This is a genomic window from Thalassospira sp. HF15 (assembly GCF_011806525.1).
Taxonomy (GTDB): Bacteria; Pseudomonadota; Alphaproteobacteria; order Rhodospirillales; family Thalassospiraceae; genus Thalassospira.
The window spans coordinates 206,368-221,622 of the sequence record NZ_JAAVKI010000008.1; the positions used below are offsets into that span (position 1 = coordinate 206,368).

General features: G+C 54.6%; 13 protein-coding genes. 7 read left to right on the plus strand and 6 right to left on the minus strand.

Annotation, left to right across the window (positions count from 1 at the left end):
• Positions 1 to 58: 58 nt before the first annotated feature.
• Both HED22_RS17835 and HED22_RS17840 read right to left on the minus strand, forming a co-directional pair.
• On the minus strand, positions 59 to 1,396 hold the full coding sequence (locus HED22_RS17835) for an NAD(P)H-dependent oxidoreductase (protein ID WP_167724778.1): 1,338 nt from the start codon (positions 1,394 to 1,396) through the stop codon (positions 59 to 61).
• Between the two features lie 141 nt (positions 1,397 to 1,537).
• The gene (locus HED22_RS17840) at positions 1,538 to 2,197 is read right to left on the minus strand and encodes a GntR family transcriptional regulator (protein ID WP_167724780.1); all 660 of its coding nucleotides are present in this window, start codon (positions 2,195 to 2,197) and stop codon (positions 1,538 to 1,540) included.
• Positions 2,198 to 2,414: 217 nt separating this feature from the next.
• Between HED22_RS17840 and HED22_RS17845 the strand changes: the two genes are divergently transcribed.
• Positions 2,415 to 3,239: a carbon-nitrogen hydrolase family protein gene (locus HED22_RS17845; protein WP_167724782.1), complete on the plus strand. Its 825-nt coding sequence runs from the start codon at positions 2,415 to 2,417 to the stop codon at positions 3,237 to 3,239.
• 33 nt (positions 3,240 to 3,272) lie between these two features.
• Here the strand turns inward: HED22_RS17845 and HED22_RS17850 are convergent, their stop codons facing one another.
• On the minus strand, positions 3,273 to 3,656 hold the full coding sequence (locus HED22_RS17850) for a VOC family protein (RefSeq protein ID WP_167724784.1): 384 nt from the start codon (positions 3,654 to 3,656) through the stop codon (positions 3,273 to 3,275).
• A gap of 226 nt (positions 3,657 to 3,882) precedes the next feature.
• On the opposite strand from HED22_RS17850, the gene HED22_RS17855 reads away from it, so the two are divergent.
• A complete protein-coding gene (locus HED22_RS17855) occupies positions 3,883 to 4,425 on the plus strand; it encodes a YHS domain-containing (seleno)protein (RefSeq protein ID WP_167724785.1) in 543 nt (180 codons plus the stop codon).
• A gap of 84 nt (positions 4,426 to 4,509) precedes the next feature.
• On the opposite strand, the gene HED22_RS17860 is transcribed toward HED22_RS17855, so the two are convergent.
• Positions 4,510 to 6,423, minus strand: a complete 1,914-nt coding sequence (locus HED22_RS17860; protein WP_167724787.1) for a PhoX family phosphatase — start codon at positions 6,421 to 6,423, stop codon at positions 4,510 to 4,512.
• A gap of 152 nt (positions 6,424 to 6,575) precedes the next feature.
• Positions 6,576 to 7,100: a bifunctional 2-polyprenyl-6-hydroxyphenol methylase/3-demethylubiquinol 3-O-methyltransferase UbiG gene (locus tag HED22_RS17865; protein ID WP_167724789.1), complete on the minus strand. Its 525-nt coding sequence runs from the start codon at positions 7,098 to 7,100 to the stop codon at positions 6,576 to 6,578.
• A gap of 124 nt (positions 7,101 to 7,224) precedes the next feature.
• Here HED22_RS17865 and HED22_RS17870 point away from each other — a divergent pair, with 124 nt between their 5' ends.
• Together HED22_RS17870 and HED22_RS17875 are read left to right on the plus strand one after the other, a co-directional pair.
• Positions 7,225 to 7,659 carry a DUF1178 family protein gene (locus tag HED22_RS17870; RefSeq protein ID WP_167724790.1) on the plus strand — a complete coding sequence of 145 codons (435 nt, stop codon included), beginning with the start codon at positions 7,225 to 7,227 and terminating at the stop codon, positions 7,657 to 7,659.
• A gap of 330 nt (positions 7,660 to 7,989) precedes the next feature.
• A complete protein-coding gene (locus tag HED22_RS17875; protein WP_167724792.1) occupies positions 7,990 to 9,336 on the plus strand; it encodes a GGDEF domain-containing protein in 1,347 nt (448 codons plus the stop codon).
• A gap of 39 nt (positions 9,337 to 9,375) precedes the next feature.
• Here HED22_RS17875 and ubiG read toward each other — a convergent pair whose 3' ends face one another.
• Positions 9,376 to 10,134, minus strand: a complete 759-nt coding sequence (ubiG, locus tag HED22_RS17880) for a bifunctional 2-polyprenyl-6-hydroxyphenol methylase/3-demethylubiquinol 3-O-methyltransferase UbiG (protein WP_167724794.1) — start codon at positions 10,132 to 10,134, stop codon at positions 9,376 to 9,378.
• 424 nt (positions 10,135 to 10,558) lie between these two features.
• Between ubiG and HED22_RS17885 the strand changes: the two genes are divergently transcribed.
• The 3 genes from HED22_RS17885 (at position 10,559) to ptsP (ending at position 15,246) form a co-directional block, all read left to right on the plus strand.
• Entirely contained in the window at positions 10,559 to 11,779 is a 1,221-nt protein-coding gene (locus HED22_RS17885; protein WP_167724797.1) for an aspartate kinase, read from the plus strand.
• Between the two features lie 150 nt (positions 11,780 to 11,929).
• Positions 11,930 to 12,958 (plus strand): nitronate monooxygenase family protein, encoded by a 1,029-nt coding sequence (locus tag HED22_RS17890; RefSeq protein ID WP_167724799.1) that lies wholly within the window; start codon positions 11,930 to 11,932, stop codon positions 12,956 to 12,958.
• Positions 12,959 to 12,963: 5 nt separating this feature from the next.
• Positions 12,964 to 15,246 (plus strand): phosphoenolpyruvate--protein phosphotransferase, encoded by a 2,283-nt coding sequence (gene ptsP, locus HED22_RS17895; RefSeq protein ID WP_167724801.1) that lies wholly within the window; start codon positions 12,964 to 12,966, stop codon positions 15,244 to 15,246.
• The last annotated feature ends 9 nt before the right edge of the window (positions 15,247 to 15,255 follow it).

Genomic DNA, 15,255 nt, shown 5'->3' on the forward strand with positions numbered 1-15,255 from the left:
TCATACAAAACCCCGGCAAATCTGGCCGGGGTTTTTCTTTGGTCTGATGATTAAGGTATCAGCCGAAAGCGGCTTCCATTTCCTTGCGGAACGCAATTGCGGGATCCTTGATATCAAATTCAACATCATCCCAGGTCAGGGTTTGATCCATCGCGACGGAACGTTTGACTTTCAGATGGTGGGCAAGCCCGATTGGCAGGGCATTGCGGGATTTTGACGCCTGTGCAGGCATCAGTTTGCCATAAACCGTGTAGCCACCTTCACCATCCAGCATCTCGCCGGGTTTAAGATCCCGCTTGGCGGTGGCGACCGCATCGCCAGACCATGCGCGCGATGTACCTGTCGCCTCACCGCGAAGGGCGGCGGAGGCAACCGAAATGCCAAGCTCCAACCCGATCAGGTGATAGGGTTTGTACATGGTGGAATATTGCCCGCTTGGATCGGTCAGAAGGCCATATTCGTTAAAGCAGCGGGCGACATAATCGCTGGGGGCTTCGAACGTTACATAAACGCCCCAGCGCAGATCGCGAAAGACCGGACGGGTGTCGCGTTCAAGGCTTGAAACCACCTCGACCGTGCCTTTGCGGTCAAGGATACCGCCACTTTCGCGCGGACACAGCAGGCGCGGCAAATCATCCACCCCGCAAGCCGGGAATTGAAGCCCGCAATCTTGCGGCACAAGATCACAGGCATTCGACACAGCCGCCATTTCGATGGCCGATTTGGTGCCATCCAGGAAGCTATTGAAAATTTGCGGGTTCATACCGCCCGCCTGGGCTTGTTCGGGTGTTAGACCATAATGATGCCAGACGTCATCAGGGGTAACATGATGATAGATCGGAAGGTATTTGGTTCCCTTGCCTGCACAGGTTACCGGCAAACCAATCGCACGCGCCCAATCCACCATTTCCGAAATCAGGGCAGGCTGATCGCCATAGGCCATGGAATAGACAAGGCCTGCGGCCTCTGCCCGTTTGGCAAGCAGTGGCCCAGCAAGGACATCGGCCTCGACATTGACCATGACGATGTGACGACCATGTTCGATGGCCTTAAGGGCAAAACGAATTCCCGCCGCGGGACTGCCGGTGGCGTCGATAACGACTTCAAGTCCATCGGCGGCAATCAGGGCATCGGCATCCTCGGTAAGCCACGTGGTGCCGTCACGATAAGCCGATGCACTGTCCATGGCCGCGAACTGATCATCCGACCAGCCGACACGGCGCAAGGCGGCCTTGGCGCGATCAATGCTGAGATCGGCAATGCCCAGAACGTGATAGCCAGGATGGTGCCCCGCCTGACTTAAAAACATCGATCCGAACTTACCAGCGCCAATGATGCCTACCCGGACAGGGTTGCCAGCATCCGCGCGTTTGCGCAGCTTTGTATCAAGGTTCATAGGCGTTCCTCCCAGACAGGAAACGTGTCGTTTTTATATGGTTCTGCCTTTGCCGACAGGGGCAGGTCAGCGGCAGATTTATGGGGCGTCGGTTGGGATTGGTGGTGCGAGGGGGATGCTGTTGGTGGCAGCGAGGGGTGTTCAGTTAGGCTGTTCCATGCGTGAAACCAGACGTTCCCGGGCGTTGCGTCCGTGATCGCGGGCCAGTTTTTCCGCAAGAGGACCATCGCCGACACAGATTGCATCGGCGATGGCCTGATGTTCGGTCCAGATCGGATTACGGGGGTACCCGATCTGCAGGTAGGCATGCATCACGCGCCTGATCTGAAGCCAGACTGCGGCTGATGCTTCGGGCAACAGGGGATTGCCCGACAAACGGTAGATCGTTTGATGGAATGCGACGTCGGCTGCAACAAGTTCTGCGGTGTCGCCGCTGCCCAGAGCGTGGTGTCCCTGTAAAATAGCAGCCCGCAAAGCCGATTCCCGGTCCGATGCCTTGGTTTCTGCAGCAAGACGGGCGGCAAGCCCGTCAAATGCTTCTCGCAGGTCATAAACGTGACGGACCAGCTTGCCGTCGACCGGCGCAACGCGATAGCCACGCCGCCCCATGGGTTCGACCAGTCCGTCACGACGCAGCAACCCCAGAGCTTGCAACACTGGTTGCCGCGAGACATTGAGTTCCTCGGCAAGAGCTTCCTGACGCAAAGGTGTCCCGGGAGGGAGTGCACCGGAACACAAGGCATCAACCAGGCGGTCATGCACTTCGTCAGTCAGACTTTTTCGGCCGGAAAGAGGTTCCATCTTCGATCCTCGTTAGGTGTACGGAATACTGTATACACTAATTTTAACTTTGAAAAGTCTGAATCCTGACCGCGTGTCATTTCGGTCAAAACCAAAGGAAAACCGGCACGTTTGAGCCGGGTCACAGGGCGCGCTATCCCAATTGTCTATTGCCCGAAATGGGTCTGCGCCGCATCATGAAACCGGATAACGATAAAGATAAAAAGGAGCCTTGGTCATGACCCGTTTCATTGCGGCTTGCGTGCAGGTCAATTCACGTGACGTGATGTCTGATAACCTTGCGCGTGCGGCAACGTACGCCCGTGATGCCCATGCGGCTGGGGCCAGGTTGATCGCCTTTCCTGAAAACGTATCCATGATGTCTTTTGGTGGTGAAAATGTCCGTGCCGCCGCCTTTCCCGAGGATGAGCATCCCGGTCTGGTTTTCTTTTGTGATCTGGCCGAAGAACTGAAGTCGACCCTGATTGTCGGATCGCTGCATGTCAAAGTGCCGGGCGAGGATCGTGTGGCGAACCGGTGCTTCGTGATTGGCCCGGATGGCAAAGTCATCAAGTCCTATGACAAGATCCACATGTTTGATGTCGATCTGGCCAACGGTGAAAGTTACCGCGAAAGCAAAACATTCCGTCCCGGCAATGCTGCCCGGGTGACGGAGACCGAATTCGGCAAGGTCGGGATTTCGATCTGCTATGACGTGCGGTTCCCGCATCTGTTTCGTGACTATGCCAAGGCGGGTGCGAAAATCCTGAGTATCCCGGCGGCCTTTACCCGCACAACCGGGCAGGCGCACTGGCATACCCTGTTAAAGGCACGCGCGATTGAAAACGGCTGCTTTGTGATTGCCGCTGCCCAATGCGGGGATCACCCCGGGGATCGTCAGACATTTGGTCATTCCCTGATCATTGATCCATGGGGGCAGGTTCTGGCTGATGGCGGCACCGATCCGGGGTTCATCACCGCCGAGATTGATCTGGAACGGGTTGATGAAATCCGCCGAATGGTGCCGTCACTTGGCAATGACCGGGACTATCAGCCCTGTTAAGGGTGGCTTGAAGTATGGCTATGATCGAAGTGGTCAGCTGTAACTGACAACTTCGAATTCGATGCCGTTTTCATCCCGGAAATAGAACCGGCGACCGGGTTCGTAATCAGCATGGTTAAAGGTCTCGATGCCGTCTGCCTTGATCTTTGCCTCGGTCGCGTCAAGGTCATCAACAACTATGCCGAGATGGTTCAGGCCTCCGATGGTCTCATAGGAGTTTTCCTTTGTATCCTTTGGCGTGCCATGGGAATAGATCGCGACATAACTTGTGTCATTGCCGACATGGTAGGACAGCCCGCCGTGAATGGCTTCCCCGTGCCAGCGCGTGTGCCAGCCAAACCAGTTATGCAGGTTTTCGGCGGTTTTCGCAGGGTCGGCGACCGTAAAGTTCACATGTTCGAGAAATGCAGTAGTCATGGCTTTTCCTTATTCTGGATGCGTTTGTCCTCTGATTTCCATCCTTGGTAATTCCTCAACTATGGTTCAGGTCAAGAGGCAATTCTCGTTGATTGATATAGGTATCCTGCAGCGCGTTTGAATATTCTCACGCGATCTCACGAAACAGTGTCGCAACGTCATTTCGCTTTGAACATGCTTACGGGCAAACTCGGTTCATCAGGGATTTTCAACCGGAGAAACAGCGATGATGTTCAAAAAGTTTTTGATCAGTTCGGCAGTAATTTTTGGTCTGTCGGGTGCGGCCTTTGCGGGCGAGCAATATGTCGATGAAACCGGCTTTGCGATCAGTGGTTATGATGCTGTGGCCTATTTCAATTTGCCGCAAAAGGATGTCGGCATGATGCAGCCCCACGCTGTTCCGGGCCGCGCAGACATCACAGCGGAATATAATGGTGCCACCTGGGCTTTTGCATCCGAGGAAAACCGCGACATGTTCCTGGCCGATCCGGCGAAATATGCGCCGGCCTTTGATGGCCATTGTGCCTATGGCGTTGCCAAGGGCGGCAAGGTGCCTGCCAACCCGAACCTGTGGCGGATTGTCGAGGGGCAGCTTTACCTGAACATCACACCAGCTGTGGTCGGTTTCTGGAATGAGGATATTTCAGGCAATATCAACAAGGCCGACGGTAACTGGAATGGCCTTGAAAGCAAATCGGCATCGGATAAGAGCTGGATGGCAATTTCCGATAATGATGGCACCTATGATATGGCCGCTCCGATTAAGTGATCGATCTGGCGTAAGGCCAGATGAGACAAAAACGCACCGGCAACTTTACCGGTGCGTTTTGCATTTCAGGACGGTGGCAGGGGATTAGCCCGCGATCTCACCGCCATCATTTTTGGTGACAGCCACGATTGACGGACGTGGCGGCAATGCGGCCTGGAAGTCCGGCCAGCGTGTGCTTGGCGTATCAAAGGTCGAACCATCTGCCGGGTGCTGAACGGCAAGGAACAGTGTTGTTCCATCCGGGGTGAATTCCGGACCACACATTTCCGCGCCAACCGGGCAAGCAAAGAAGAACTTGGTCAGAGCTCGACCCGGACCATCAACATCGGTGGCATGCATGCCATCAGGAATGTCGGACTTCGGTGCGCCATCGGTGGAAATCCACAGCCGGCCACGATGGTCGATTGCCATATTGTCCGGGCAGGAAACCCAGCTTTCAGCTGCCGGGTGGTAAACCGCCTTGTCATCGGCAACGGCCGGGTTGCCACCGGCAATCATGATGTCCCAGTTAAAGCGGCTTGCAGTGTGATCAGCATCCTTGCCGCGCCCACCCGGCGGGGTGAGTTCAAGCACGTGACCATGCGGGTTGGCTGCGCGCGGGTTCGGTGCGTTGCCTTCCTTACGCTTGGAGTTGTTGGTCAGCATGACATAGACCTTGCCATTGACCGGGTTCGGTTCAACGTCTTCCGGACGGTCCATCTGGGTTGCACCCAGAAGGTCGGCCGCACGGCGGGTCTCGATCAGAACATCAGCCTGACTATGGAAGTCGTTTTCAGCAGTCAGCGGGCCTTCGCCAAAGATCAACGGCATCCATTCCAGGCTGCCGTCATCATGGAATTTGGCGACATACAGCGTGCCGTTTTCCAGAAGATCCATGTTTGCTGCGCGGTCGTTCGGATTGTATTTGTTCGCGGCAATGAATTTGTAGAGATAGTCAAAGCGCTGATCATCACCTGAATAGGCAACAACCGAGTTGTCCTTGTTCAGGATGACGGTTGCACCTTCATGCTTGAAGCGGCCAAGGGCGGTGCGCTTTTTCGGCATTGAGGTCGGATCGTAAGGATCGATTTCGACCATCCAGCCGAATTTGTTCGGCTCGTTCGGGTCCTTTTCGACGTTGAAGCGGTCGAAATACTTCACCCAAGAATACCAGCTGTCCTTGCTGATCCCCAAACGCTTGTAATTGCGTTCTTCGCTGGTTTTGGCAATGTCGCCGCCAAAGTAGCCATTGAAGTTTTCTTCGGCGATCAGGACCGTGCCCCACGGGGTTTTGCCACCGGCACAGTTATTGAGTGTACCGATCACGCGCGTTCCGGTCGGGTCGGTGTTGGTTTTAAGGCGGTCATGACCAGCCACCGGGCCGGTAATCTGCATTTCGGTATCAATCGGGGAAATGCGACGGGCATACTTGGAGCCGTCAGCAACATTCCAAGCATTGCCGGACTTTTTGATTTCAATGACCGAATGACCATGGGCTGCAATTTCGTGCAGGGCCTGTTCCTTGCTGGCACCCATGCCGTCTTCAAGGCCCGGCCACATCAGTTCGGCATTGGTGTATTCGTGACTGACGCAAAGCAGGCCGTGATCGGAATTTTTCGATCCGACCGGCAGCGGCATAAAGGCCACAAAGTCGTTGTTATAGCCGAACTGTTTGTTCTGAGCGGCGGCGTCGACCTGACCGGGGACAAATGCCGGTGCGTCGGCGACAACCTTGTCGCCCCAACGGATCAGCACGCTGGCGTCATAGCCGTCGGCAACAGCATGGGTCTCGGTGATTTTCTGCGGGATCGACTTGAAGGTCAGGGTTGAGGCGGATTCTGCCTTGGCAACGCCTCTGGTCGCAATGCCGGCACCCACAACAGCCGAGGTCGCCATCAGGCCTTTGAAAAAGCCGCGGCGGGAAAGGCGCGCATTGATCAGATCGTCGATGCGCGGATTGTTGGTCGGGTTGGACGGGATATCGTCGCTATCTTCGATGATTTCGTATTTATCGCTCATGGCTTTTCTCTCTCAAAGTGCCTTTGCCTGAAACGGCAACTGGGAAAATGCCAGAAACGACACGCTTTAATTGTGAAAGTTGTGTTTCTTTTTGCAAAAACAATATGTTACGGATTTGTTGCAATCGCTTTTACCCAGCTGTGCGGTCAGCTTTATGAGGGTTTCTGTGCGACAAGAGATTGTTTTACTGCGGTAATTTCATCGCCATTTGTTGAGTGGATCGGGCCTTGTCGGTGGGCAAGGATGTGCCAGTCGGAAAATGTATCTGCCAGTTCATCACGACGGAGCAGGAAATCAGGTGATCGCGGGCGACCAAACGCCTCGTTCCCGATCATGAACGTTTCATAGATCAGGATGCCGCCCGGCCGCACCGCATCAAGAAGATATGGAAACAGGGGCCGGTGAAGGTAATTGACGACAACGATCAGATCGAACTGCTGACTGCCAAATGGCCAGTCGCCGGTTTCAAGGTCTGCTTCGTTCCAGTTAACTGCGTGGTTGGTTTCGGTATCTGTTCGCGAAAGATCACGATCAATTGCCGTTACCTGCCAACCCTGATCGGCAAGCCAAAAGCTGTGCCGCCCTTTGCCGCAGGCTAGATCAAGTGCCTGATTACGGTTGGGCTTGGGCATCGGACTGTGCTGCGTGATCCAGTTTGATGGCAATTGGGATGACATTTTTGTAAATCTTGGTTATTGAGTGTGACGCCTGTGGCTGGCGATATGCGCCGGGACAGGCCATATAATCTGTATCTGATTTTCTTTTCGTCAGGCGATTGATTCGGAATCTCGACATATCATCATGATTCTATTTCAGCTTAAATGCGAACACGATCACGAATTTGAAGGCTGGTTCAAGGACGGCGCAACCTATGAGGCGCAGGCCGAGAGCGGTGATTTGTCCTGCCCGGTTTGTGGTACTTCAAATGTTGGCAAGGCGCTGATGGCGCCGCGTCTGCGCACGTCGCGCCAAAAAGAAGTCGCCGCCGAAAAGCAGCAGCAAAAGGCAATTGCCGAAGCAACTCAGGCCGCAATTGCCGAAATTCGCAAACAGGTTGAAAGCAATTGCGAGAATGTCGGCAACAAGTTTGCCGAAGAAGCGCGCAAAATTCATTACGGCGAAACCGAAAAGCGCGGCATTTATGGTCAGGCTTCGGTCAAGGAAACCGCAGAACTGGTTGATGAAGGCATCGATGTCATGGCACTGCCTTGGGATGACGAGACCAAAAAGAACTAGTCTGTCCGGCTGTCTGAATTTTCCATCTCTGCAAACTGAAATGCGGGCTCATCGAGGCTGAGTGTGGTTTTTTTTGGGAGCCATTTCTTCTTGCGACGACCGTTATAGACGAAATGGTTCAGATAAACTTTTTGCGATGGCCATGGTAAACTGCGGTATTTTCCGGCCTTCGATTTAAGATTGGCAGTGGGCGGGGCATCGTCTAATAGCCGTTTGTTTGGTTGTGCCAGCAAGGATAAAAATGTGCCGTCTAGCTTACTGACTTCGGGTGGTATTAGCCCTTTGCGCCATTTGCTTTTGTTTCTTTGTGTTGGCGCATTGGTCTTTGCAATGTCGCTTTTAGGTATTCTGACCCGCCCGGAAGGGATGCTGGCGGTTCTGTGGCCAGCCAATTCTGTGTTTGTTGCGCTGCTTCTTCGTTTGCCGGTTGTGAACAACCCCGTCGGCTGGATGATGGCGCTTGGCGGGTATGTTTTAGCCGACCTTTTGACAGGTAATGACCTTGCGACAGCAGTATCGCTCGCTTTAACCAACATGGCTGGCGTGGCAGCCGCTGTTTTGGTGCTAAGGCATTTTCCCCGTAAGCATCACACCCCCCAGCGCCCGTTCAGCCTGCATCTGGGCCTTGGAGCGGCGGCAGCGGCCCTGAGTGCCGGGTGTTTTGCCCTGATCTATGGGCTAATTCTCGCCGATCCGGATCCGGTGCGAACTGCGATATATTGGGTGGTCACGGAATTTGCCAGCTATGTCGTGATCTTGCCGTTTACCATGACAGTTGCCCGCGCGCCCGTGATTGTTGACGGTTTTCAAAAGGCGTTTGCAGCCTTTAGGGATAACTGGAAAGCATCTTGGCACCTGCTGCCCGCGGTGGCGTTATTGGCCAGCATTCTTATGGCTGATCTGGTTGGCGGCCCGGGCGCGATCGTGTTTCCGGTTCCAGCCCTTTTGTGGTGTGCGCTTTCTTATCGCTTTAATCAGATTTCATTTTTGATGATCGTGATGTCGGTTCTGGTGATGGTGAATCTGGAGCATGATCTCTTGATGTCCTTGCCAGAAGGGGCAGACCCGATGTTCAGCATCATGTCGACACGTATTGGCATTGCAATGCTGGTGATTGGTCCCTTGACCGTGGCATCCATTGATCAGGTGCGATCAGATCTTCTTGGGCGGCTTGAACATGCTGCCAAGCATGATTTCCTGACAGGGGTGTTAATGCGTGGTGCGTTCATGGAGCTGGGCCAGAGACGTATTGATAATGCCGCTGCGAGAAAGGGCACTTTTGCTGTTCTGGTCATGGACCTTGATCGCTTTAAGCAGATCAATGACACCCACGGTCACGCGATTGGCGACAGTCTTCTGGTCGAAGTCGCCCAGGTCATCCGGAATAATGTGCGGTCTGATGATCTGGTGGCGCGTTTGGGTGGGGAAGAATTCGCGGTTCTGGCATCTGATATATCAAGTGCCGACGCAGAGCGTCTTGGAAAGACCATCTGCGACAAAGTCGCAGCCCTTCGTGTTGCTGTTCCGAATGCCGCTGATATCTGTACCACCATCAGCATCGGCATGCTTCACCGCCAAGGGACAGAGCATGCACTGCTTGATGATTTGATCAATGAAGCAGATCAAGCCATGTACAAGGCCAAGGATTATGGACGTAACCGGATCGTTGCGGGATAAGAAACAGGGCAGTGCGCCGGTTTCCCTCCTTTTGGGCGATTATTCCGGTTTCTGGGCGATCACCATATAATTCACATCAAGATCACGCGGGGCGGGCGACCAGGTATCGTTGATCGGGTTATATGCGACACCGGTGATGTCGCAGAGTTCAAGACCTGCACCGCGCAGATATCCCGACATTTCCGACGGTTTGACGAACTTGCGCCAGTCATGGGTGCCTGCGGGCAGCCAACGCAGGATGTATTCAGCGCCAATCTTGGCCAGTGCCAGTGATTTGATGGTGCGGTTCAGGGTTGCGACAAACATCAAGCCACCGGGTTTGAGAACCGATGCGCAAGCCTGCATGAAGAACTGCGGGTCATCGACATGCTCGATAACTTCCATGTTCAGAACGATGTCAAACTGCTTGCCTTCATCGGCCAGCATTTCGGGCGTCGCGCAGCGATAATCGATTTCTAGGCCCGACTGGGCCGCATGGATTTTGGCGACTTCGATATTGCTTTCGGAAGCATCGATCGAGGTCATTTTTGCCCCCATGCGCGCAAGCGGCTCGGACAACAGACCAGCGCCACAGCCGATATCGATGATTTCGATGCCTTTTAGCGGTTCGATGGTTTGCGGGTCGCGGCCAAGATGCGCACAGATATTGTCGCGCAGAATTTGCAGGCGCACCGGATTGAACTTGTGCAGCGGCTTCATCACACCGTTCGGGTCCCACCACTTTTCTGACATCGCAGAAAAACGTGCGATCTCATCAGCATTGGCGGTGCGGCTGGTTGGTGCGGATGCTTCCGACATGGTGTGGCTCCGAAGGCGTAAAACAACGTTGCAGTGTGATGCCCTGTTTACGCGCGCGCGAACGCCAAGGCAATACTCCGCTGCCAAATGACACCAAACACCATATTTTCGGGTTTCATTTGGCGGTTATCACGCGTTGGCAAGATCACTGAAGATTCTCAGGGATATTTGGTAGTTTTCGCAGGATATGCGATGCAATTTGCTGTGATTGGGGGGCTTGGGACATTTTCAGGTCAAAAAAAATGCTCTGACGCAATTTATCGGCATCCTTGACGCTTGTTTCGCAGGGATTATGGCAGTATTGATTACGCCGCTTGGATCAGGGGAAGCGCTGTATGTATGGCATGCTTTCCTGAGACGGGACCGGATCACATGCCGTCACGTTCGGACAGCCGATGGACGGCGAGCATAGCGGGGATACTTCATGGCCCGTATTGTCATGAAATTTGGCGGCACGTCGGTCGCCGATGTTGATAAAATCAAAAATGTCGCGCGCCGGGTGAAATCCGAGGTTGATGCAGGCAATCAGGTTGCTGTTGTCGTGTCTGCCATGTCGGGCAAGACCAACGAGCTGGTTGGCTGGGCGCAGGAAGTTTCGCCGATGTATGATGCACGTGAATATGACGTGATCGTATCGTCGGGTGAACAGGTGACTGTCGGTTTGCTGTCCATGGCGCTGCAGAGCATGGATGTGCCTGCACGTTCGTGGCTGGGATGGCAAATCCCGATCAAGACCGATGGCGCGCATGCCAAGGCCCGTATTCAGGAAATCGATACCACAGAACTCGACAAGCGCATGAATGGTGGCGAAGTCGTTTGTGTTGCCGGTTTCCAGGGGATCGCCCCTGATAACCGTATCACCACGCTTGGTCGTGGTGGCTCGGACACGTCAGCGGTGGCCCTTGCTGCGGCACTCAATGCGGATCGTTGTGACATCTACACTGATGTTGAAGGTGTTTACACCACCGATCCGCGCATCGTGCCCAAGGCGCAGAAGATCGAAAAAATTACCTACGAAGAAATGCTGGAACTCGCTTCGCTGGGTGCGAAGGTTCTGCAAACCCGTTCTGTCGAGATGGCGATGAACCATCGCGTCCGGGTGCAGGTCCGCTCTACCTTTAGCGAAGCAGAAGGAACACTTGTTGTAGACGAGGACGAGATCGTGGAACAGGAAGTCGTCAGCGGAATTGCCTATAGCCGTGATGAAGCCAAGATTACCTTGGTAAAAGTTGCGGACAAGCCTGGCATCGCCGCTTCAATCTTCAGCCCGCTGGCTGATGCGAATATCAATGTCGACATGATCGTGCAGAATGTGTCTGAAGACGGCAAAAGTACGGACATGACCTTTACCGTTCCGCGGGGTGAATTCCAGCGTGCGCTTCAGGTGATCGAAAAGAACAAAGAGCAGATCGCCTATCAGGAACTGCTCAGCACTTCTGATGTCACCAAGGTCTCGATCATTGGTGTGGGCATGCGATCCCACGTGGGTGTTGCCCGCAAGATGTTCGAAACCCTTGCAGAGAAGGGCATCAACATTCAGGTCATCTCGACTTCGGAAATCAAGGTCAGCGTGCTGATCGCCGAAGAATATACCGAACTTGCCGTTCGTGCCCTGCACACGGCATACGGTTTGGATGCTGAATAAACTCAACAGTGTGGCTTGTCCTATACGATTAAGTCGCTGTTAAATTACCTGTAATACTACATACTAGCTGGAACAATGTGTTTCGGCCTTTGTGATGAAATGGCAGGGAACCACAGGTTCCCTGCGTTTCTGCTTTGGGGTACAGACAATATGAGTGATCCGAAAATTGACGCCGCACGGGCGCGCCTCGAAAATTTGTGGGCATCTGGCAAGGAATTCCTCGGCACCGATTACGCCATCATGGCTGGCGCCATGTCCTGGGTTTCTGAGCGTCACCTTGTTTCGGCGGTCTCGAATGCGGGTGGTTTTGGTGTAATTGCCTGCGGGTCGATGACCCCGGATCTGCTGTCGGCAGAAATCGCCGCCACCAAGGAAATGACCAGCAAGCCGTTTGGCGTCAACCTGATCACCATGCACCCGCAGCTTGATGAGCTGATTGACGTCTGTCGCGAACAGAGCGTTGGTCATGTGGTTCTGGCCGGTGGTCTGCCGTCATCCGCCTCGATCAAAAAGGCCAAGGAATTTGCCAAGGTCGTCTGCTTTGCCCCGGCACTGGTTCTTGCCAAGAAACTGGCGCGTTCGGGTGCCGATGCACTGGTGATCGAAGGCAGCGAAGCCGGTGGTCATATCGGTCCGGTTTCTCTGACGGTTCTGGCGCAGGAAATCCTGCCGAATGTTTCCGATATCCCTGTCTTCTGCGCTGGCGGTATTGGCCGCGGCGAAGCGATTACCGGTCTGTTGGAACAGGGTGCATCGGGTGTTCAGATTGGTACACGTCTTGTTTGCGCCGAAGAATGCATTGCCCATCCGGATTTCAAAAAGGCGTTTATCCGTGCAAGTGCACGCGATGCCGTCACCACTGTGCAGCTTGATGATCGCTTCCCGGTTATTCCGGTGCGTGCCCTTGCCAACAAGGGTACCGAAGAGTTCCGCGATACCCAGCGTGCCGTGATTGAGAAGTTCCGCGCAGGCGAACTTGATCAGGGCGAAGCCCAGCTTGAAATCGAGCATTTCTGGGCCGGTGCGCTGCGCCGTGCCGTGATCGACGGGGACGTCGAAAGCGGATCGGTTATGGCCGGGCAGTCGGTTGGTATGGTAAAGAAAGAACAACCGGTTTCCGAAATTCTCGAAGAGTTGGTCGAACAGGCCGTTCAATCCCTCGTTAAGAGAGACAGCTAAGTCACATGAGCATTCCGTCCGCCGCAGTCTCTGGTCCGCGACGCCTTTTAAAGCGCGTCCGCGACGTCATGGCTGGACCGGGGACTGCCGAAGAACGACTTGGCCAGATCGTGACCATCATTGCTGCCGATATGGTGGCAGAGGTGTGCTCGGTCTATGTCATGCGTGCGGGCGAGGTGCTTGAACTGTTTGCGACCTGCGGTCTGTCCAAAGAGGCGGTTCACCTGACCCGTCTTCGCGTCGGCGAGGGGATTGTGGGTTTTGTTGCAGCACATGCGCGGCCCTTGAACCTAAAGGACGCGCAAAGCCATCCGAACTTTGCCTATCGCCCGGAAACGGGTGAGGAAATCTATCATTCCATGATCGGTGTGCCGATCCTGCGCGGCGGCCGCATCATTGGTGTGCTCGCAGTGCAGAACCGGACCGAGCGCCAGTATTCCGAGGATGAGCAGGAAGCGCTTGAAAACGTCGCCATGGTATTGGCTGAGATGGTGGCTGCTGGTGAACTCGTCAGCCGCGAAGAACTGATCCCGGCGGATGGTATTGCGCTGTTGCCACTGCGTCTGGGCGGTGCACGTCTGGCACCGGGTATTGGCAAGGGCCTTGCTGTTTTGCATGAGCCGCGCATCGTCATTGACCGTATGGTGTCTGACGATCCGGAAGAAGAGCTTTCGCGCCTGCGCGAGGCCATGCATGGCCTGCAAAACCATCTGGATAAAATGCTTGAAGCCGTTTCGGGCATTGATGGCATGAATGAAGGTGATGATCCGGGGGATATCCTGGAAGCCTACCGGATGATTGCCCAGGATACCGGATGGCTTAACCGGATCACCGAAGCCGTCCATACCGGCCTTACGGCCGAGGCAGCGGTTCAGAAGGTCCATGATGATACCCGTGCGCGCATGGCGCAGGTGACCGATCCCTATCTGCGTGAACGCCTGCATGATCTTGAGGATCTCGCCAACCGGTTGCTGCAGCACCTTTCCGGGCAGTATCAGTCACCGGCCTTTGGTGATTTGCCTGACGACATCATTCTGGTCGCGCGCAATATCGGTCCGGCAGAGCTTCTTGATTACGACCATACCCGTTTGCGCGGCCTCGCTCTTGAAGAGGGATCGCACACTTCACACGTGGCAATCGTCGCGCGTGCGCTTGATATTCCTGTGCTGGGCGGGGTCAAAGGTGTCCTTGATAAGGTCGAGGCCGGTGATCCACTGATTGTGGATTCAGATAACAGCCAGCTTTTCGTCCGCCCGAGTGAGGATGTCCGGTCGGTCATTGATGGCGCATTGCGCGCCCGTGCCGAGCGAAAAGCCCTTTACGCACAGATGCGTGATATGCCCGCCCGCACGACGGACGGGGCAGATATTTCGCTGAATGTGAATGCCGGACTTCTGATTGATGTGCCGCATGTAATTGAAAGCGGTGCGGACGGCATTGGCCTGTACCGGACGGAAATTCCGTTCATGGTGCGCTCTGCCATGCCCGATATTACCGACCAGACCCGGCTTTATGACCGCATTTTCGAGCAGGCCGAAGGCAGGCCGGTGGTGTTCAGAACTCTTGATGTCGGCGGTGACAAACTGCTGCCTTATTGGGAGGATATGACAGAAGAGAACCCGGCAATGGGCTGGCGATCGATTAGGATCACGCTGGATCGTCCGGCGGTGCTGGTTCATCAGCTTCGTGCGCTGATCCGGGCCGGACATGATCGTGATTTGTACATCATGTTCCCGATGATTGCCGAAGTTGCCGAGTTCGACATGGCCAAGGCGGTTCTTGATGAACAGCTGAAACGTGAAGCCGCGCGCGGGTTTGTCCCGCGCAAGGTCGAAGTTGGGGCGATGCTTGAAGTGCCTGCCCTGATCTGGCAGGCTCCGGCGCTGCTTGACCGGGTTGATTTCCTGTCGGTCGGTACCAATGACCTTTTGCAGTTCATGTTTGCTGCGGATCGCGGGAACCCGCGTATTGAAGGCCGGTATGATACCTTGTCGCCAAGCGTGTTTGCATTTATGCGTCAATTGGTGACATTGTGTGACGGACGGAACGTACGCCTTACCATTTGTGGCGAAATGGCGGGGCGGCCGCTCGAAGCGATGGCCCTTATCGGTTTGGGAATCAAGCGTTTGTCGATGGCGCCAGCTTCTGTCGGCCCTGTAAAGGAAATGGTCAGAAGTATGTGCAAGTCTGAAGTCGAGCGATATATTCTGACGATAATGGATAATCCAACCAGATCACTGCGGTCACGTCTTAAGGCTTTCGCAATAGATCATGGTGTAAAACTTTAAAAACAATCG